We start from the raw sequence: 18,420 nt of genomic DNA on the forward strand, positions 1-18,420 counted from the left end.
ATTATTGGGATAACGACGCGCGCGTGGCGGGGGTCCATGCCCCGTAATCGTTAATGGTCTGATAGCTCATGCTGCCCGCATGGCTGAAGGTTTCGGCCAGGGTCACGCTGCCTTTCGGGGGCACCATCACCGGCTGCACCGGCATACCGTCAATTTTCACGTTGATGGTGGTGAGGTAGTACGGCGTGGGGTTGCTGAGCGTGACCTTTCCGGCGCGGTAGGCACCGGCCAGTTTTTTCCACGCCTCTCCCGGGCTCTCGCTGAGTCCCTCCGGGCGATAAAAGACCTTGATGCGGTTAGCCGACGCAAACTGCAGCGTATTCCCGGCGCCGCTTTTCGCCTGCTGGGGGATGGCTTTGACCGTCATCCAGTAGAGCGTCTCCCGATCCTCTGGCAGGGCTTTGCCGTTAAACATTATTTTCACCGCGCTTTCGCTGGCCGGTTTTATGACGTACAGCGGCGGCGTGATCGCGAAGTCGTTGGTGCGTTCGCCTTTCTCATTCTCCATCCACGACTGGATGAGGAACGTAGCGTCGGGATGGGTGTTTCTCACCTGCATCATGGCCTGGCTGGTGGCGCTGGAGTAGACCATTCGCGTTGCGCCCAGCCCCACGCCGCCGGCATAGACGGCGGAGGAACATAACGCACCTGCCAGGCAAATCCATGTGTTTACGCGCATAGTGTTTCTCCTGAAAGCTAAGACAGGCCCGGCTCGCAGACCGGGCCTGAGGATTACGAATAGGTCACGGTGTAGGTTGCGACGGCGCTGGCATCACCCGCGGTGGCGCCGCCCTTCGGCGAGTAATATTTCGCACTGAAGTTCAGGGTGTTGGCACCCTTACGCAGAGGGATGGCCGCAGCAGGTTCACCCAGGTTCACCACGTTGCCCTGCTCGTCATAAAGGCGAATAGCCACGTTTTGCGCAGAGTTGGCGCTGCCGTTTGCCCCGACGGACAAGCTATTAACATCGGAGGTGTCCGGCGTGCCGGTGAAGGTGACGGCCACGGTTGTGGCGGCAATCGGGTTCTCATCCGTAGAGGCTGAGGTATCGGCGATTTCGCAATCTTCCAGGGTGATGGCAAACGCTTTTGCCGTGCTGGCAACGCTGCCTGCCGTCTTCAGCGTTGCGGTACGCACTTCACCCATGTCCACGTCAATGTTGGCGCTTCCTGCGCTGATGGCGCAGGCGGAGGTCACCACTTTGCCGCTAAAGTTCACCGTGCCGCCGCTGGTGCCGGCAGCCAGGGCCGTGCCCGCTGGCAGTAATGCCGCAATAGCGATCGCGAGCAGCGTTTTATTATTGAATTGAGCTTTCATTGTCCTGATTCCATTATGGTGTTATGTCGAGATTTGCTCTGAAAGCAGCAGGTCTAACTGGTTAAAAAGACCAGCAAATCTGTCTTGTTCCTGAGCCCGAGTTTTCTTATCGCTGAGCTTTTTAACGCGCTGACACGACGGTAAGAAAGCTGCTCTGTTTCGGCGATGTAACGCATATCCAGACCCTTTCGCAGTTCCTTCAATACCCTCCATTCACCCGGCGTCAGCGATAACGCCGTGGGTTTTTTTATTGGGCGATAACGGCTATCGACCATTTTTAATACGCTGGCTCGCCAGTGATAAAGCGGGTCCTGCAGCGAGAGATAGGCGTCTATTTCACCGCGTATCCACAGCCAGGAATTTGCCGGTGCGGAATACATGCAAATAAGTACGTCGGGATAAAGTACTTTCATCTTCCTGATATATTTCAGGCAGTCATATCCCGCGTGATATTTCTCCATGCCGGATAAAAAAATCACGTCTACCGGTGCGGCTGCGAGTATCGTTTCGAACTCTGCGTAATTATCGATTGATGCTGTAATCTGCATAGCCGGGACCATATTTTTTAATAACGCGGCGATCCCCTGGCGCGCAAAGTGATCTCCACCCAATAGCGCGATATTTAAATGACGTGTGTTGTTGAGCTTATTCGCCATGTCATTCCCTCGATTTATAATTGTAATGAGACTCGTCTGTCTGGCAGAGCGATGCCTGTATTTTCGAAGCAATTAAGCATTGCACGGTGTGAGCCCACTATACTCAGGGCGTAAAAGAGGTAACCTGAATTAATCTTAATTTGTTTTAAGTACGGTTTAGGTGTAGCGTCAATTTCTCCTCGCTGAACCGGCTTTTGCTTATCTGCCTGTAAATAATCATACCGGTAGTTTTTATTGAAAAGTTGGCTTTAATAAATGTTTTGTAAGGAAATAGTCTGGGGACGTCATGCGACGCGGGTTGTTACTGACGGTGGCTAACAGTTTCGCACCGAAATTGTTAATTAAGACGACAGCTTTCGAATTGGTCGTGATTTCGAAACCCGCTGGCAGAGCGCGTCCTCTCTGCTTTTTATTAAAAAAACAAATTAAGCACGCTGAATAATTCAGACAACGATGGCTAAAGCGTTCAACGGACGCCTTTGTCGAGTTTTGTCAGTGTCAAGACGGCTTTAAATGGCGGTTAAGAAAACTTCAGACCGGTCAGATAAAGAGAAAGGAAAAATAAGATTTTTCGCCAGGCGCCAGGATATACAGTTGCGCATTAATCCGTCACATTAATCCTTACACAGGCGAGGGATACGCAGGTTAACCGTGAAGGGAATCTACTGGAGCAACAGGCGTTGACCGGAGGTATTTAGCCCATTCTATGCATAAGCATTACATTATTAATGGCCTGGTAGAGTTTCATCCAGCGGCCAGCACATTACGCGATCTCAACAATCCTGACCGGGTAGTGGTATTAAATTCCCCGGCGGGGCGCTGTTTGTTGTTATTAATAGAAAGAGTCGGAAGTATTGTGACTCAACAGGAGTGCATGGATATTGTCTGGCAGCGCCGGGGGATGCTGGTTTCGCCTAATACCTACTACCAGAATATTTCTATTCTGCGTAAGGGGCTGAAGAAAGTGGGGTTTGAAACCGATCCGATTGTCACTATCCCGCGCATTGGACTGACGCTCGCAAGCGATACGCAAATCACCGTTAAAGAGACGCAGCCGCAGGCTGAAGAGGAAGAACGTGCTGCTCCGGATGCCGCCGAAGAGACTGTCGGCCCGACGGCCCCGACACGCCGCTTCTGGCTGCCGGGCGCGCTGGTGCTATTGCTGATGCTGGCTGGCTTGAGCGTTATCAGCCATAACCTGCTGCATGACAGCTATTTCGTTGACGGGTATCGCTTCGCGATGAAGATGGGCGAATGCCAGCTCTATTTTTCTCGCGATATTGAAACGCAGCGCGACAGGGATAAAGCCCTGGCCTATGCCGCCCCGTTTAAGGACCAGTGCGCGAACTATCCCTGGGTGTACGTCAGCGGCTACATCCTGCTGCCTCGTGCATCGGTCATTCGCTGTGACAGGCCAATGACGGAACCCAACCGCTGTATGTCCGATTATTTTATAGAGGATCGCTAGTATGGTTCGCTACCGTCAAACGCTTGTTGTGCTCTGCCTGTGCCTGTTGATGGGGGCTGTCGTGGCGGCGTATTACCTCTGGCATCGCCATTACATCCAGCCCTTTTCCTGTCAGGCGAACTTTATTCAGCATCACCGTGATGAGACGCTCTCTCTGTGGCTGAATTACACCGTGGAGGGTAACAGCGGAATACTCAGCATGAATGGCCGGTTGAAAAGCGATCCTACGAAGACCCTGAATCGCAAAGTTTTCTTTCAGATTGAGCGCAAAGACAGCGTCTATAATCTGACGTCCATACGCAATATGAAATTTCCGGACGACAACATCAGCGACAGCTGGCTGGAGAAGTACGAGCCCTTATTTTTTATCTATCCGAATAAGAATATTTATATGCGTATTAAGAAACAGCAGAATGAGAATTATTTATTTATTCTGGGAACGCTGCCGACCTATGTGTGCCACACGTCAAAAAACGGATAGCGACAGGGAGAAATATTTTTAAGTTTTTGCGACCATCATTTATGCTTGATTTAACAGCCAGGACCTATCTTAGGAAAATATAACAGCAACAATAATGTTGCGATAATGTAATTATTCTTCGGCAAGTTAATGAAAAATATAATTGATGATAGCGTCAGAATGACGCCTGCACGGAATAAATCCCTGCATACGGGTTTACTCCTGTGGCCCCATTTCTCGCTTTTCGCATATTCAGGATTAATAGAGGCGTTACGTATTGCATCCAGCGTCCAGAAGCGTAGCCAGAAAATACGCTTTAAACTCAGCCTGATAAGCACTTATCCCGACTTACCGATAGTGAGCAGCTCAGGGCTCAGCGTGCGGCCCGAGGCCGCCCATGCGCCGCCCGGCGACTTCGACTATATTGCGGCGATCGGCGGAGGTCTGGAGCATCTTCACCAGGGGCACCGTGGCGACAGAGCGTTTCTCACGGAGGCTTATCACAACAACGTTCCTCTGATTGGTATTGGTACCGGCAGCTTTATTCTGGCGGAGGAAGGGTTACTGAACGAGCGCCGCGCCTCGATTCATCCTCATCACCATGACGTTTTCACGCAGCGGTTTCCGCAGGTTTATGCTGAGCAAGGCCTCGATTTTATCGACGAAGGCGATGTGCTGACCTGCCCGGGCGGGATCTCAACGCTCACCCTGGTAACGTCGCTGATCCGCGCCCACGGGGGAGACGACATTGCGGCCACCACTTCCCGGCGGCTGTCCCTTCCTCCGCATGACGCCGCCACGCCGCGGCCTGCGAATATCGCCATGATCCCTGATTCACGGCTGCGCAGGGCGGTGACGATCGTCGAACAGTATCTGACTCACCCGCTGAACGCCGCCAGGCTCGCGCAGGACGTTAAGCTGAGCGAACGCCAGCTTAACCGCCTGTTTCACGCCGAGTTTGGCAAAACGGCGCGTGAATTTATTCGCAGCGCCAGGCTGCGCTATGCCTGCTGGCTGCTGAAAAACTCTCAGCAAAGCGTGACGGATATTGCGCGGCGGATGCGGTTTAGCGACTGCGCCCATTTTATTCGTCATTTTCAGACCGAGTACGGCTGCACGCCGGGGGTATGGCGCACGTCGCAGAACTGATGTGCCGATTTCGTGCTTTCTTCGTAGGGTATTACTGGCTCGCCTGGATAGACTTCCGTTAAAAGCCTAACGGAGGGAAGACGACATGAATTGGCAGCCTTTTCGCGGCGATGCACCGGAAAATATGACGATTTTCAGCGTGTCATTTCCCGACGTCAGCGACCAGTGGCCGATGAAAGACGACGCTGCCCGTGAGATCGCCTCCCTTGACCGCGCCCTGAAAGCCGAGCCAGCGCTCCGGCCTCCGAGGGTGGAATACGACGAAGGGGGGCAGGCCGTGCTTATCCCGCAGAACCGTTATTCCGAACAGGCCTTCCGCAACCGCCCGGCGCTCACCGCGTGGCGCACCCGGCTGGTGCCCTCCGCGCTGGCGCTGTTTGTGGTGCAAAACCCGCTGGAAGACCGCCTGCCCGACGGCACGAAAATGGACAGCGACAGCCGCCAGTGGTTTATCCACGCTAACGATGCGGTTGGCGTGCGCTCCCGCGCCCGGGTGCTGGCCGCGCTGGTGGATAAGTATATTCACAACGAAAGTGAAAATAACTGGGTTAGCCTCGCAAGCGGTGCCGCCATTCCGGTGCTGGAGGCGCTGCGCGAAGCAAAGCTCGACGGCCAGCGTGTATATCTCACGCTGGTGGACAAAGACCCGGTGGCGCTCAGCTGGGCCGAAACCATGGCGGCGCAGGAAGGGATTGTGGTGGGCGAACAGCTAACGCTGCTCAGGCGCAACCTGCTCCATACGCTGGTGCGTAACGAGGACCTGCTGCTGGAGCTGGGCGAGCATCAGGCCGAACTGGTCGACGCGCTGGGGATTTTCGAATACTTCAACGATACCGATGCGGTGATTTTTCTCCAGCGCGCGCTGCGGCTGGTCAAACCCGGCGGGGCGGTGATTGTGTCGAACATGCTGACCAGCAGCCCGCAAATTGACTTTGTGCTGCGGGGTATCGGCTGGGAGGATATTCACCCGAGGTCGTTACAGCAGCTGCAGGATATCCACCTCGCGGCGGGCGTGCCGGTGGAAAACGTCACCGTGGTGGTGCCGAAGGACGGGGTGTATGCGGTGATGGAGATTAAGGTTTAGTGCGAACGGTACATACGCTGTGTTGGCCAGAAACCGCACGGACAGTCCCCTCTCCCTGAGGGAGAGGGTTAGGGTGAGGGGGAACAGACCGCAAAGCGTGGCTTGAAATAGTTGGGTTTTCCAATCATGATCCTCCCCATGAAAATTGAAGCCGCACTCCCCACACACTTCGAACGTCTGGTCGCGATCTGGGAATCCTCCGTCCGCGCCACCCATCACTTTTTACAGGAAAGCGATATTGCGGCGCTGCGCCCGTTATTGCTCAACACCTATCTGCCAAACCTCAAGGTCGTGATCGCTCGCGATGACGCAGGCGTTATTCACGGCTTTTTAGGCGTGGATGAAAATCGCATTGAAATGCTGTTTGTTGACGACGCGAGCCGCGGGAAGGGCGTCGGGAAATTGCTGCTCCAGCACGCCATCGAAGAGTTTGGCGCGAACGAAGTGGACGTGAATGAGCAGAACCCGCAGGGCGTGGGATTTTATCGCCATATGGGGTTTGAGCAGGTCGGACGCTCGGAACTGGACGGGCAGGGGAATCCGTTTCCGCTGTTGCATATGCGGTTGAGCGGGCAGGTTTAACGCCCTCTCCCTCTGGAGAGGGAGTCTGCAAGCTAGTTACTGGTAATTTGCCCAATGATTACGCCACGCACTTTTTCGACATCGAAGTAATAAGAGACCGTATTACTCTGGATGAATCCATTCTGTACTGGCGTCTCCTGATAAAAAAGCATCGCTTTCTTTTTGGCGCTCTCTTTCTTGCCGAACAATTCGACTAAATTCCCATGCGTCGCATTTAATAATGGAACATTAGCGACTGAGACTCTGATAGGTTCCGTTGTTTTAGCACACTCGTTATGGATGCCATCTTTGGCTATAACTAGCGCAGTTAACAATCCTGCACCCATTTCGTTATCCGAGATGAACCAGTAATTCGTGCCATCGTCGTCATGAAGGCAGACCCAACGAGCGGAACTGTATGTGTTGACTGGTGAGCTGGTGATATCTGACAGGTGAGTAACCTCCATTTGTACGGCTTGCTTGCCTATAGCGATGGTTGGGGAAAGGGGCACTGTTGTAGAAATTTCCGTCAGCGAGCCGTCTTCATCGTAATATCGGGTCGCGAAGCCGGTCATTTCCGTTGCTGAGACGTGCGAACTGACTGCAACGAGTAATGGCAATAAACAAAATAAATGCTTCATTTGACATTCAATACCGTATCGTTGCTTTTCCAGATACTCCTTCTGGCACTCAGAGGAGCAATGATGCAGTCCTCTGAAGAGTCGTCGGGGTGCAAACTGCTTTTACCATGTATTTTAAATGAGTCCCTACCACACATATCATTTGTCGAATAGGGCGTGAGGCTGAGAGTATATTTCCCTATGTGGGCTGAATTATGAGGGGACCCAATAGTGTAGGTACCTCGTGGCAGCGGTCCGCTGTTTTTTACACATTCTTGTGACGGATCGTTTTTGTAACCACTAGCACCTGCGTAATCTGCATCAAATTGGTAGACACCATCCAGATAAAATTTATGCTCTTTTACATCATATTCCCAGGACATACTTTCTCCTTAAGTGCGTTCTTTCCAGGTATCAGAGTGAATAATGTTTCCATCAATGTAGTTCCATGTAATTTTTTCATATGTCAGATCTACATATTCATGGTGCGTATAGTGTTCGTTTTGCCGATGTTTAATGTCAAACATGATAGGTTCAATTTGAACAACTCTTGCGTTTTCTAACGTTGTTTTAAAGTAAGCCTCTTCAAGTCCGTTACAGTTGATCCTGTAAAATATAAATTCTGCTTTTTTTAGTGTTTGTCCAGTGCACAAGGCTTTGTATAGATAAGAGGATGATGAATCAATCTCTTTCATGAATGCATAGGTACTACAAATGCGTTTTGCTGTGATTTTTCCGGAGGATTTATCTATAGGTTGTTCTATTGAATGCATAAATTCAATCACTTCTATTGAGCCTTCGCGATCTTTTATATCGACAGATCCATTAATCCTCCGGCCTGAATCATCCTCAAGCCATAAGTAAACAGGTATAGCCATCTCAATCTCCTTTTATAGACTGAGGGAAACTACTCTTCATTATGGATTTAAATTGTGACTTTCATTTCAAAATAGAAAATAAAATATGGAAGTGGGACTTAAAATTGCTCTTTGCGACGTATAAGTTTCTCAGATGGGTTTTTAAAGATTATAACGTTGAATTATGATTTCGTTGCCATTGTAAGATAAATGCTAAGTTAAAATAGCATCAGGTATTGAAATGATGAATGTCATCAAATATTGGACTTGTAAGGTAGCATTACATATTGGGTTCGATTGCTTTTTGGATGTTATGGAAGAAATCTGGCATTCCATATTGTTTTTTATGTTGGCTGCATGCCCAGCAGCCAACTTGATAACAGCGGGAACGGTTATGATAATTGCAGGCTCGCCAGCGTATTCTCGATCTGGCATAACTTTGCTTTAGCGCGTTTGTAATCGTCCAGAATCCTTTGCTCCTGCTCGTTATACGCCACTAGAACGATGCACCCTTTCATGACCTTTACCGTGACCTGCTGTCCGGTATCAAAGCCCGCCGCACGCAGCCATTTGCCGGAAAGGATAATTTTCGGCGTGGATTTGTCGAAAACATTCGGGCGGTATCCCACAATTAACGAACGCTCGGTTCCGGATTGGTCGGTGTCTGGGGTAAAATGCGAATCAGCCATAATCAACTCCTTGATAGTTGGTGAGGTTAGACGCCCTTTAGTGCTCCAACACTGCTGGGCGTTGTCAAAATTCCGAATCCATGTGGTAGGTACCACGTGTAGATAAATTAACTGAAGTGGTACCTACCATGCAAGAGAAAAAGAAACCAAATTTTGACCGTACCAAAAGCACTATGAAGAACATCCGGTTCGAGGATGAGCTTTTGGAACAGATTGAGAAGGCGGCAGGGAAAGGGAATTTTAGTAAGTGGGTGAAGGAGGCTTGTAAATTAAGGCTCAACAAGCAATAGAGCATACATCTATAACTGGTATGAATAAGTCTTTCAGTGAAGTGCTGTTTATATAAACAGCATTGTTACTCATCTCTAATCGTTGTAGATTAATCAATTAAAAATTAATTCTTTGTTTCAGATTTATATTTATTTTCAGTTAAGCAGATTATTCAATCTTCCTTAGAATAAGGGCTGAGTTATATGAATAATAAAAACATTGTTAGAACACGGGATGATGTTGATTGGGGATGTTTCCATGATGAATTAAATAGCGCTGAAGTAATGGTGAAAATATGTGTAATAAGAATAAAAACTATAAATAAAATTGCAGAAGAATTAACGAAGATAGTTTTGGACAAATCATGGATGATGGATTTAGATAATCGTACGCAAAGATGTTATAGATATACTGTAGAGGAAACTTCGAAATTATTAGTTGATATATTTAACCAAATAAAAGCTCAATCTTCATCTGAAAAGGATATAGGTGTTGAATTTGGTGAGATAATGGTTTCAATGGGGGCTTCGAGGGCATTAAATAAGCTTTTTGATCATGTTTCTCTTCCAATTGCAGAGCTTTGGAAACCACAAAAGAAACAGAATGAAGGATTTGATTTTCATACGGTATGCCCTGAAAAAATGGTCAATTTTGGTGAGGCAAAATATTCAGGTGTTTCCAATCCTCATGGTGATGCATTAACACAAATTATTGATTTTCTAAATGTTGAAAAGCATCTAAGAGATGCAGTTCATTTGACAAATTTGGCTGGGGAAGAAGCTTGTGACAACCTTGACAACGAGTCTTTCGGTGTAGTTGCTGCATTTTCTATAAACTCTGAGAACTATGAACTTATTATTAAAAATGCTTTAGAAAGTGTTAAGCAAAAAAATCTCTTGAATAAGTGTAGTATAGTTTATCTTGTGGGGGTGATTTGTAAATGAAAGCAGCAATTCTGAAGATAAAAGAAGATGTAAATCCCAGCGAGAGTATTGAATCTTTGCTTATGCAGCTACATACAAAAGGTCCAGTAGACAACAAATTATTAGAAAAGTTGACCTATTATAAATTATTTCATCACAAAGACTTTTCTTTTTATGAAGATAGGATAGTTTTGGAGTTAGGCTTATTTTATAAAAACACTAAGCCAGATGATTTATTTTCATTTATTTTGTCAGGGATTGGAAGAACAAATCATAGACTTTTTAAGGAATACTTAACGCCTGTCCAGGCTAGTATAAGGTTAGCAATTCAAGAAGAAAAATATGTTTCTATTTCCGCGCCAACAAGCGCAGGAAAATCATTCTCTATAAAAGACTACATTGAAAAATTAAAAGGGGATGTCGTTATAATTGTTCCTTCGAGGGCTTTGATTGCTGAATATATAAATAATCTCCGTGATAAATTTGGAAAATCAAAGAATATAATGATATCCTCTTTCGCTGACATTATATTCAACAGCAGAGAAGGCCTGCGTCATATTTTTATTTTAACCCCTGAAAGAGCCAGGGATTTATTCCCAATTCGAAATAAGTTGAAAATAGATCTATTTTTCTTTGATGAAGCACAAGTGTGTGAAGAAAAGGAAAGAGGAGTTACATTTGATGCTCTGGTAAGAAGAATAAAGTTAAATTTTGAAAACGCGAAATTGGTTTTTGCCCATCCATTTGTTGAAAATCCTAATGCACAAATGCAAAAACATGGATTGGATCTAAGTAAGTCTTATTCACACGCTTATCCGCATAATACTGTTGGGAAAGTTTTTGTTTTTAAACATTCTAATAAAAAAGACTTTTACTTCTCGCCATATATAAAAAAAGGACATTTACTTAATAAAGTTGTTCCTTTCGATGGTTCATTTGAGGACTTTGCTTTTGATGGTTCAAAATCTGTACTCGTATATGTTTCAAAAGCTTCATTATACAATGGTCATTTCAAAAAAGATTTTGAAAAATTTATAAATCGCTTTAATGCTATATCTAATAAAACAGCTTTACGTATTATATCTAAAGTTGAAGAGTTATTGGGCGCTAATAACCACGGTCATAAATCAACCTTAGTAGATTTGCTTAAGATTGGTGTCGTGATTCATCATGGTTCAGTTCCATTGGAAGTACGGTTTCTTATTGAAGATTTTATCAGGAGCGGATATGCAAAAATCTGCTTTGCTACAAGCACATTAGCTCAGGGCATAAATATGCCGTTTGATATTATTTGGCTAGTGAACATGCGAATCCAGGCTGATAATGATAAAGAGCGAGGGTTAGCATTTAAAAATCTAATAGGAAGAAGCGGGAGATTAACAAAAGAAAATGTCTTTGATTATGGTTATGTTTATACAAAAAACCCAGAATTGCTTGCTCAGAGAATAAATTCAACATTTAAAATGAGTGAGAATTCAATTTTGGAAAATGTTTTAGATGATCCCAGTCATGACATGAATGAGTTTGTTTCTTCAATTTTTGATGGTTCATTTGATGAGAATTATAATCTTCCAGTTTCTAGAATAAATAGAATATCTGGAATGAAGGTTATTGTTTGCATTAAAGATGCATTAGATATCATATTTGAAAATGCCGATGGTGGTTCTCTCAAAGGTGAACGTAATAAAATAAAAAGGGATATAGTTCGTTCAAATCTAAAATTTGTTTTTGAGTCTTATATCGGCAGGGATTTATTGAAAGGAGAAAGTAACGTCTTTGATAATGCAATAACGATACTTTTTTACCTTATCCAAGGTAAATCTTTTAAGGAAATAGTTGGGATGAGATATAGCTACGCTTCTAATCGTGATGAAAATAGAAATGGTTATGCTCCATTTATACAGCCAGCGAGTAAAATACCCGATATTACTTTAGAAAATGCATTTTCAATGTTCAACAATATCAAAGCTAACAATGTAAGTTATGATCGAATTGTGTTCGACACGTATGACTATTTAGATACTGTAATCTCTTTTTCACTGACGGATGCGTTTATGGGAGCTTTCCGCGTTTATTATGAAAAGACTAAAGATAATAATGCCATGAAAATGATGGGATTGCTTAAATATGGAACATTAAATCCTATTCACACCTTATTGCTTAGATATGGGTTTTCTCCTGAAGATATTGATTTGGTTGAAGAACATATTAAATATATTAGTGAGGATGATATTGTTTTTAATAAATTAGAAACTATACCTATTGACATACAAGATATGATTTCGTGGTATCTACCTGAATAACAGGGCGAAGTTTATGATATAAAGTTTATGGATAAAGGATAAAATTATCTGAGTAGAAATTTTTGGCGGAAGATCACAGGAGTCGAACCTGCCCGGGAACGCTGGCGTCCCCAACTGGATTTGAAGTCCAGCCACCTCACCGGAGATGACGATCTTCCGCGCCTCGATTGCTACATGGAGGCGGGGCGCATTATAGCTACTTTCAGGCATTTACCACATACCCAGACACACTTTTTTCACCTCTCTTTTGACCTGTACACCCCTGTTTCAGTTAATTCCTAAGAAAATCCTCATGTTAGCCCCTCGTGCTCCCAACATTTACCGCGATCACAAAAAACAAGAAACGTAATCTGCTAACCAGAAAACGCAATACCCGCTCCTGAAACAATGGTTTAAAACTCTGTAACCGGTCTCAGCGCCCCCTACAGCGTGAAGGATAAAAAAAGATGAGCGAAGTGTTGTCAGTAAAAGAGAAGATTGGCTACGGCATGGGAGATGCCGCCAGCCACATCATTTTTGATAACGTCATGTTGTACATGATGTTTTTCTACACCGATATTTTCGGCATTCCCGCCGGGTTTGTCGGCACCATGTTCCTGCTGGCGCGCGCGCTGGATGCGATCTCCGACCCGTGCATGGGGCTGATTGCCGACCGCACCCGCAGCCGCTGGGGCAAGTTCCGTCCGTGGATTTTGTTCGGTGCCATCCCATTCGGTATCGTCTGCGTGCTGGCCTACACCACGCCGGACCTCAGCCTCAACGGCAAAATGGTTTACGCCGCCGTTACCTACACCCTGCTGACCCTGCTCTATACCGTGGTCAACATCCCCTACTGCGCGCTCGGCGGCGTGATCACCAACGACCCGACGCAGCGTATCTCCCTTCAGTCCTGGCGCTTTGTGTTGGCGACGGCGGGCGGCATGCTCTCCACGGTGCTGATGATGCCGCTGGTGAACCTGATTGGCGGCGACGATAAGGCGTTCGGCTTCCAGGGCGGCATCGCCGTGCTGTCGGTGGTCGCGTTCCTGATGCTGGCGTTCTGCTTCTTCACCACCAAAGAGCGCATCCAGGTGCCGCCGAGCACCACCTCCATGCGGGAAGACCTGCGCGACATCTGGCACAACGACCAGTGGCGCATCGTCGGCGTGCTCACCATCCTCAACATCCTCGCCGTCTGCGTGCGCGGCGGCGCGATGATGTACTACTGCACCTGGATCATGGGCTCCCCGGAGGTGTTCGTCGCGTTCCTCACCACCTACTGCGTCGGCAACCTGATTGGCTCCGCGCTGGCGAAACCGCTCACCGACTGGAAGTGCAAGGTCAGCATCTTCTGGTGGACCAACGCCGCGCTGGCGGTGGTCAGCGTGGCGATGTTCTTCGTCCCGATGCACGCCACCGTGCTGATGTTCGCCTTTATCTTCGTCATTGGCGTATTGCACCAGCTGGTGACGCCGATCCAGTGGGTGATGATGTCCGATACCGTCGACTACGGCGAATGGACTAACGGCAAGCGCCTGACCGGCATCAGCTTTGCGGGCACGCTGTTCGTGCTGAAGCTCGGCCTGGCGCTGGGCGGGGCGATGATCGGTTGGATGCTGGCAGGCGGCGGCTACGACGCGGCAGCCAAAACCCAGAACAGCGCGACCATCAGCATCATTATCGGCCTGTTTACCCTGGCCCCGGCGGCCTGCTACGTGCTGAGCGCCATTATCGCCAAGCGCTACTACACGCTGAAAACCCCCTTCCTGACCAAAATCATGGGTGAGCTGGCGCAGGGCGCGCGCCGCAATCAGCAGGAGTTTGAAAACCTGCCGGTCAGCAAAGAATTACAGAACTAAGAGGACGAGAGCATGAAAATCAGTGATGGAAACTGGCTTATTCAACCGGGCCTGAACGTGACGTATCCGGTTCAGGTGTTCGACGTGGAGCAGCAGGGCAACGACCTGGTGGTGTATGTGGCGCCGCGCGACGTGCGCGAACGCACCTGGCAGCTCGACACGTTGATGTTCACGGTGCGCCTGTTTGCCCCGCAGGAAGGGATTGTCGGGGTGCGCATTGAGCATTTCCAGGGCGCGCTGAATAACGGCCCGCACTATCCGCTGAACGTTCTGAAAGACGTAAAGGTAGAGATTGAAAACAACGCCGATTTTGCCGAACTGAAAAGCGGAAGCGTCAGCGCGCGCGTCACCAAAGGCGAGTTCTGGGCGCTGGATTTCCTGCGCAACGGCCAGCGCATTACCGGCAGCCAGCTGAAAAACAACGGCTACGTGCAGGATACCAACGCCGACCGCAATTACATTTTCGAACGTCTGGATCTGGGCGTGGGGGAAACGGTCTACGGTCTGGGCGAGCGCTTTACCGCCCTGGTGCGCAACGGCCAGACGGTCGAAACCTGGAACCGCGACGGCGGCACCAGCACCGAGCAGTCCTACAAAAATATCCCGTTCTACCTGACCAACCGCGGCTACGGCGTGCTGGTGAATCATCCCGAGAACGTCTCGTTTGAAGTCGGCTCCGAGAAGGTCTCCAAAGTGCAGTTCAGCGTGGAAGGGGAATATCTCGAGTACTTCGTGATCGACGGCCCGACGCCGAAAGAGGTGCTGAACCGCTATACGCGGTTTACCGGGCGTCCGGCGCTGCCGCCTGCGTGGTCGTTCGGCCTGTGGCTGACCACCTCGTTCACCACCAACTACGACGAAGCCACGGTAAACAGCTTTATCGACGGCATGGCCGAGCGCGACCTGCCGCTGCACGTGTTCCACTTCGACTGCTTCTGGATGAAGGCCTTCCAGTGGTGCGACTTCGAGTGGGACCCGGTGACCTTCCCGGATCCGGAAGGGATGATCCGCCGCCTGAAGGAGAAAGGGCTGAAGGTCTGCGTGTGGATTAACCCGTACATCGGCCAGAAATCCCCGATCTTCCGGGAGCTGAAAGAGAAGGGCTACCTGCTCAAGCGCCCGGACGGCTCCCTGTGGCAGTGGGACAAATGGCAGCCGGGGCTGGCGATTTATGACTTCACCAACCCGGACGCGTGCCGGTGGTATGCCGACAGGCTGAAAGGCCTGGTGGATATTGGCGTCGACTGCTTCAAGACCGACTTCGGCGAGCGTATCCCGACGGACGTGCAGTGGTTCGACGGGGCCGATCCGCAGAAGATGCACAACCACTACGCCTACATCTATAACGAACTGGTGTGGAACGTGCTGAAGGAGACGGTGGGGGAAGAAGAGGCGGTGCTGTTTGCCCGCTCCGCGTCCGTGGGTGCACAGCAGTTCCCGGTGCACTGGGGCGGCGACTGCTACGCCAACTATGAATCGATGGCCGAAAGCCTGCGCGGCGGGCTGTCGATTGGCCTGTCCGGCTTCGGGTTCTGGAGCCACGATATCGGCGGGTTCGAAAACACCGCTCCGGCGCACGTCTATAAACGCTGGTGCGCGTTCGGGCTGTTCTCCAGCCACAGCCGCCTGCACGGCAGCAAATCCTACCGCGTGCCGTGGGCGTACGATGACGAGTCCTGCGACGTGGTGCGCCACTTCAACCAGCTGAAGTGTCAGCTGATGCCGTACCTGTATCGCCAGGCGGCGCTGGCCCGCGAGTTCGGCACGCCGATGCTGCGGGCGATGATGCTGGAGTTCCCGGACGATCCGGCGTGCGATTACCTCGACCTCCAGTACATGCTGGGGGATTCGGTGATGGTCGCGCCGGTGTTCTCCGAGGTGGGCGACGTGCAGTTCTATCTGCCGGAAGGCCGCTGGACGCACCTGTGGCACAACGACGAAATTCAGGGCAGCCGCTGGCATAAGCAGCAGCACGATTTCATGAGCCTGCCGGTCTACGTGCGCGACAACACCCTGCTGGCGCTGGGCAACAATAACCAGAAGCCGGACTACGCGTGGAACGCGGGGACGGCCTTCCAGCTGTTTAACCTGGACGACGGCTCAACGGCGGTGAGCGAAGTGCCTGCGGCGGACGGGGCCGTGGCGTTTACGCTGAAGGCGTCACGTCGGGGCGATATCGTGACCTTTACCGGCGCGGGAGACGCGCAAAACTGGTCCGTGTGCTTGCGCAACGTGCAAAAGGTGAGCGGCGTGAAGGGCGGCTCGCACGCAGGCAGCGAGTGGGGGGTGGTGGTGAAAGCAGAGGGGGATGAGGTGGTGGTTCACTTCTGAGCTGGAAAAATGCCCGGTGGCGCTTCGCTTATCGGGCCTACGATAATTATGCGGTCTGATGCCCTCACCCTGACCCTCTCCCACAGGGAGAGGGAACAAACATCAAAAACGGCAACAGGGTTGCCGTTTTGCATTTACCTTGCGCCACCCGGCTTGTTTATTGCACCGGTGTTGAAACCACGCCGCCCGTCATCGTCTGCTGCACCTGCTGTTTATCCATATTCACCGCGTTCAGCTTGCCGTTCACCGTCGGCTTAAGCGGGGCATTCGCCTGCACGCTGCCGCTGGCGGTGAGCTGAATATTGCCGTCGCCCGTAATCGGCAGCGCAGGCCAGCCCCACTGCTGCAGCACGTTGAGCGGCACGCCGCGCCCGTTCAGGCTCACCGTGGTCTGCCGCTGCGGCAGCTGCGAAACCGTCGCCGTGGCTTCCAGAATACCTTTCTCGGTAAAGGCGCTCAGGTCGGTAATGTTCACCGTGGCGGCGTTCGCATTCAGTGCCAGCGACGGACGGCGCACGTCCACGCGGTTAAAGGTCGCCGCCGCGCCGTTGAAGGTTGCGCTGCCGCCCCAGATGCCCCACTGGCGATCTTTCACCAGCTGCAGGTTTGCGCCATAGCCGTCCAGAGAGGTGATCTGCCACGGGAAGGCGGGATCGATGTCGATCACCAGGTTGCGGCTCAGGCCGAATTTTTGCAGCGTGACGCTGTTAAGCCATTCCGGCAGAGGCTCCATCCACAGCGTTTTCCAGTTCTGCGGCAGGGTGTACTCCAGCCCGGCGATGGCAACATCGTCCAGCACCAGCGCTTTACCGTCGCGCAGCCAGTTACCGGACGTGCGCACCATGCCGCCTTCCCAGCGGGAGGTGAACTGTCGCAGCGCCATGCCCTGCGGGGAAAACTCCGCATTCAGGATCGGGTCGAAAAGATGCAGCGAGCCGTAGATAAACTCGCTGGCATTCATGGACAGACGGCCTTCCTGGCTCTGCCAGTCGCCTTTGCTGAGAGTCAGGTTGCGCAGGCTTAAATCGAGATCGGTCACCGCCCAGTCCGGGCCCTGAAGCCGGGCGTCGGTCACGTCCAGACGACCAATCTGCAGAGAGGGGATGGAGGCCAGCGGCGCGAAGAACGCCATCAGCGTTTTATCGCTCTGCAGGCGGATCTCATTCAGGCGCATCGTGTCGATAATCCAGCTTCCGTCGGCGTTGCGCAGGGCGGAGCCGGTAAGCGAGCCACGGGCCATGTCGGCACCAACCGTTTTCAGCACCACTTCCTTGCCGTTGAGCTGGCCCTCGATCAGCACGTTGGTCGCCGGTACGCCGTTCAGGGTCAGCGAGCCCGCGCTCATCTGGATCTGCGCGTTGTTCCCCAGCACGTTGCCCGCTTCCGGCTGCCACGGGCTGACGCCGCCCGTGACCTTCTGCGCGCTCAGGTCCCATTCGGTATTCGGGCTGTTAAACGCCATGTCGTTCAGCTGCAGGCGATCCGCCTGGAAAGGCAGCGGTGCCGTCTGGGGGGAGAGATTCAGCGTGCCGTCGAACAGGGTGATGGTGTCCATATGCAGCGGATCGGTTATCTGGCGGCTGCTCAGGCCAATATCGACCTTTTTGGCTACCAGCGTGGCGGGTTTACCGTCCCGACCGAAGGTGACGTTTTCCAGAATGATGTGGGAAGGCGACGAAAAGCGGTGATTCATCTTGTCGAAACTGAGTTCGTAGTCGGTATTCACCGTCACCCAACTGCTGACCTGAGACGCGCCCCAGCGGGTCTGGAGCAGAATGTAGAACGCCAGCAGCACAATGAGCAGGGCTACCAGAAGATAGATGAGGAGCTTTCCAATAAATTTCATGGTCTTCCATCCCGCAAAACGCACATAAGGGAGTTATGCACGATTTAT

Annotated in this window: 18 protein-coding genes and 1 tRNA gene; 10 read left to right on the forward strand and 9 right to left on the reverse strand. The window is 50.5% G+C overall.

What is annotated here, in order from left to right; translation table 11 throughout:
- Position 1: 1 nt before the first annotated feature.
- The 3 genes from NWV12_RS00310 to NWV12_RS00320 are packed head-to-tail and all read right to left on the reverse strand — an operon-like array spanning position 2 to position 1,973.
- Positions 2-679, reverse strand: a complete 678-nt coding sequence (locus tag NWV12_RS00310) for a molecular chaperone (protein ID WP_101744413.1) — start codon at positions 677-679, stop codon at positions 2-4.
- A gap of 53 nt (positions 680-732) precedes the next feature.
- Positions 733-1,317: a fimbrial protein gene (locus tag NWV12_RS00315; RefSeq protein ID WP_032661969.1), complete on the reverse strand. Its 585-nt coding sequence runs from the start codon at positions 1,315-1,317 to the stop codon at positions 733-735.
- Between the two features lie 53 nt (positions 1,318-1,370).
- Positions 1,371-1,973 carry a LuxR C-terminal-related transcriptional regulator gene (locus tag NWV12_RS00320; protein ID WP_048980225.1) on the reverse strand — a complete coding sequence of 201 codons (603 nt, stop codon included), beginning with the start codon at positions 1,971-1,973 and terminating at the stop codon, positions 1,371-1,373.
- Positions 1,974-2,679: 706 nt separating this feature from the next.
- Here NWV12_RS00320 and NWV12_RS00325 point away from each other — a divergent pair.
- The 5 genes from NWV12_RS00325 to NWV12_RS00345 all read left to right on the forward strand — a co-directional run bounded on the left by NWV12_RS00325 (position 2,680) and on the right by NWV12_RS00345 (position 6,716).
- On the forward strand, positions 2,680-3,441 hold the full coding sequence (locus NWV12_RS00325) for a winged helix-turn-helix domain-containing protein (RefSeq protein ID WP_048980226.1): 762 nt from the start codon (positions 2,680-2,682) through the stop codon (positions 3,439-3,441).
- A gap of 1 nt (position 3,442) precedes the next feature.
- Positions 3,443-3,922 (forward strand): hypothetical protein, encoded by a 480-nt coding sequence (locus NWV12_RS00330; protein ID WP_101744414.1) that lies wholly within the window; start codon positions 3,443-3,445, stop codon positions 3,920-3,922.
- Positions 3,923-4,258: 336 nt separating this feature from the next.
- Positions 4,259-5,050, forward strand: a complete 792-nt coding sequence (locus tag NWV12_RS00335) for a GlxA family transcriptional regulator (protein ID WP_232056985.1) — start codon at positions 4,259-4,261, stop codon at positions 5,048-5,050.
- A gap of 85 nt (positions 5,051-5,135) precedes the next feature.
- Complete coding sequence (locus tag NWV12_RS00340; RefSeq protein ID WP_101744415.1) at positions 5,136-6,134, forward strand: class I SAM-dependent methyltransferase; 999 nt, start codon at positions 5,136-5,138, stop codon at positions 6,132-6,134.
- Positions 6,135-6,272: 138 nt separating this feature from the next.
- A complete protein-coding gene (locus tag NWV12_RS00345) occupies positions 6,273-6,716 on the forward strand; it encodes an acetyltransferase (RefSeq protein ID WP_048980229.1) in 444 nt (147 codons plus the stop codon).
- 32 nt (positions 6,717-6,748) lie between these two features.
- Here the strand turns inward: NWV12_RS00345 and NWV12_RS00350 are convergent, their stop codons facing one another.
- From NWV12_RS00350 to NWV12_RS00365, 4 genes are all read right to left on the reverse strand, one after another.
- Positions 6,749-7,336 carry a hypothetical protein gene (locus tag NWV12_RS00350; RefSeq protein ID WP_232056986.1) on the reverse strand — a complete coding sequence of 196 codons (588 nt, stop codon included), beginning with the start codon at positions 7,334-7,336 and terminating at the stop codon, positions 6,749-6,751.
- Positions 7,333-7,698, reverse strand: a complete 366-nt coding sequence (locus tag NWV12_RS00355; protein WP_075204763.1) for a tlde1 domain-containing protein — start codon at positions 7,696-7,698, stop codon at positions 7,333-7,335. Before NWV12_RS00355 ends, NWV12_RS00350 begins: the two co-directional genes overlap by 4 nt.
- A gap of 9 nt (positions 7,699-7,707) precedes the next feature.
- Positions 7,708-8,193 (reverse strand): type VI secretion system tube protein TssD, encoded by a 486-nt coding sequence (locus tag NWV12_RS00360; protein WP_048980233.1) that lies wholly within the window; start codon positions 8,191-8,193, stop codon positions 7,708-7,710.
- 371 nt (positions 8,194-8,564) lie between these two features.
- A complete protein-coding gene (locus tag NWV12_RS00365; RefSeq protein WP_048980235.1) occupies positions 8,565-8,861 on the reverse strand; it encodes a SymE family type I addiction module toxin in 297 nt (98 codons plus the stop codon).
- 128 nt (positions 8,862-8,989) lie between these two features.
- Here NWV12_RS00365 and NWV12_RS00370 point away from each other — a divergent pair, with 128 nt between their 5' ends.
- The 3 genes from NWV12_RS00370 (at position 8,990) to NWV12_RS00380 (ending at position 12,357) form a co-directional block, all read left to right on the forward strand.
- Positions 8,990-9,151, forward strand: a complete 162-nt coding sequence (locus NWV12_RS00370; RefSeq protein WP_065419814.1) for a YlcI/YnfO family protein — start codon at positions 8,990-8,992, stop codon at positions 9,149-9,151.
- 183 nt (positions 9,152-9,334) lie between these two features.
- Entirely contained in the window at positions 9,335-10,075 is a 741-nt protein-coding gene (locus NWV12_RS00375) for a hypothetical protein (protein WP_048980237.1), read from the forward strand.
- Entirely contained in the window at positions 10,072-12,357 is a 2,286-nt protein-coding gene (locus NWV12_RS00380; RefSeq protein WP_048980238.1) for a DEAD/DEAH box helicase, read from the forward strand. The genes NWV12_RS00375 and NWV12_RS00380 overlap by 4 nt, the downstream gene beginning before the upstream one ends.
- 63 nt (positions 12,358-12,420) lie before the next feature.
- Here NWV12_RS00380 and NWV12_RS00385 read toward each other — a convergent pair.
- Positions 12,421-12,515 (reverse strand) — tRNA-Sec (locus tag NWV12_RS00385).
- 288 nt (positions 12,516-12,803) lie between these two features.
- Between NWV12_RS00385 and NWV12_RS00390 the strand changes: the two genes are divergently transcribed.
- The gene (locus tag NWV12_RS00390) at positions 12,804-14,195 is read left to right on the forward strand and encodes a glycoside-pentoside-hexuronide family transporter (protein ID WP_048980239.1); all 1,392 of its coding nucleotides are present in this window, start codon (positions 12,804-12,806) and stop codon (positions 14,193-14,195) included.
- A 12-nt stretch (positions 14,196-14,207) separates the two neighbouring features.
- Positions 14,208-16,526, forward strand: coding sequence for an alpha-xylosidase (gene yicI / locus NWV12_RS00395; protein WP_048980241.1), 2,319 nt, complete (start codon positions 14,208-14,210; stop codon positions 16,524-16,526).
- A 157-nt stretch (positions 16,527-16,683) separates the two neighbouring features.
- Here yicI and NWV12_RS00400 read toward each other — a convergent pair whose 3' ends face one another.
- On the reverse strand, positions 16,684-18,372 hold the full coding sequence (locus NWV12_RS00400) for an AsmA family protein (protein WP_048980243.1): 1,689 nt from the start codon (positions 18,370-18,372) through the stop codon (positions 16,684-16,686).
- Between the last annotated feature and the right edge of the window lie 48 nt (positions 18,373-18,420).

Source organism: Enterobacter sp. Crenshaw (assembly GCF_024734705.1).
Classification (GTDB): Bacteria; Pseudomonadota; Gammaproteobacteria; order Enterobacterales; family Enterobacteriaceae; genus Enterobacter; species Enterobacter asburiae_B.

Bases quoted from the DNA above. Each gene is read 5' to 3' on its own strand.
- NWV12_RS00310 (WP_101744413.1), bottom strand. From the start codon at position 679: ATGCGCGTAAACACATGGATTTGCCTGGCAGGTGCGTTATGTTCCTCC.
- NWV12_RS00315 (WP_032661969.1), bottom strand. From the start codon at position 1,317: ATGAAAGCTCAATTCAATAATAAAACGCTGCTCGCGATCGCTATTGCG.
- NWV12_RS00320 (WP_048980225.1), bottom strand. From the start codon at position 1,973: ATGGCGAATAAGCTCAACAACACACGTCATTTAAATATCGCGCTATTG.
- NWV12_RS00325 (WP_048980226.1), top strand. From the start codon at position 2,680: ATGCATAAGCATTACATTATTAATGGCCTGGTAGAGTTTCATCCAGCG.
- NWV12_RS00330 (WP_101744414.1), top strand. From the start codon at position 3,443: ATGGTTCGCTACCGTCAAACGCTTGTTGTGCTCTGCCTGTGCCTGTTG.
- NWV12_RS00340 (WP_101744415.1), top strand. From the start codon at position 5,136: ATGAATTGGCAGCCTTTTCGCGGCGATGCACCGGAAAATATGACGATT.
- NWV12_RS00345 (WP_048980229.1), top strand. From the start codon at position 6,273: ATGAAAATTGAAGCCGCACTCCCCACACACTTCGAACGTCTGGTCGCG.
- NWV12_RS00350 (WP_232056986.1), bottom strand. From the start codon at position 7,336: ATGAAGCATTTATTTTGTTTATTGCCATTACTCGTTGCAGTCAGTTCG.
- NWV12_RS00355 (WP_075204763.1), bottom strand. From the start codon at position 7,698: ATGTCCTGGGAATATGATGTAAAAGAGCATAAATTTTATCTGGATGGT.
- NWV12_RS00360 (WP_048980233.1), bottom strand. From the start codon at position 8,193: ATGGCTATACCTGTTTACTTATGGCTTGAGGATGATTCAGGCCGGAGG.
- NWV12_RS00365 (WP_048980235.1), bottom strand. From the start codon at position 8,861: ATGGCTGATTCGCATTTTACCCCAGACACCGACCAATCCGGAACCGAG.
- NWV12_RS00370 (WP_065419814.1), top strand. From the start codon at position 8,990: ATGCAAGAGAAAAAGAAACCAAATTTTGACCGTACCAAAAGCACTATG.
- NWV12_RS00375 (WP_048980237.1), top strand. From the start codon at position 9,335: ATGAATAATAAAAACATTGTTAGAACACGGGATGATGTTGATTGGGGA.
- NWV12_RS00380 (WP_048980238.1), top strand. From the start codon at position 10,072: ATGAAAGCAGCAATTCTGAAGATAAAAGAAGATGTAAATCCCAGCGAG.
- NWV12_RS00390 (WP_048980239.1), top strand. From the start codon at position 12,804: ATGAGCGAAGTGTTGTCAGTAAAAGAGAAGATTGGCTACGGCATGGGA.
- yicI (WP_048980241.1), top strand. From the start codon at position 14,208: ATGAAAATCAGTGATGGAAACTGGCTTATTCAACCGGGCCTGAACGTG.
- NWV12_RS00400 (WP_048980243.1), bottom strand. From the start codon at position 18,372: ATGAAATTTATTGGAAAGCTCCTCATCTATCTTCTGGTAGCCCTGCTC.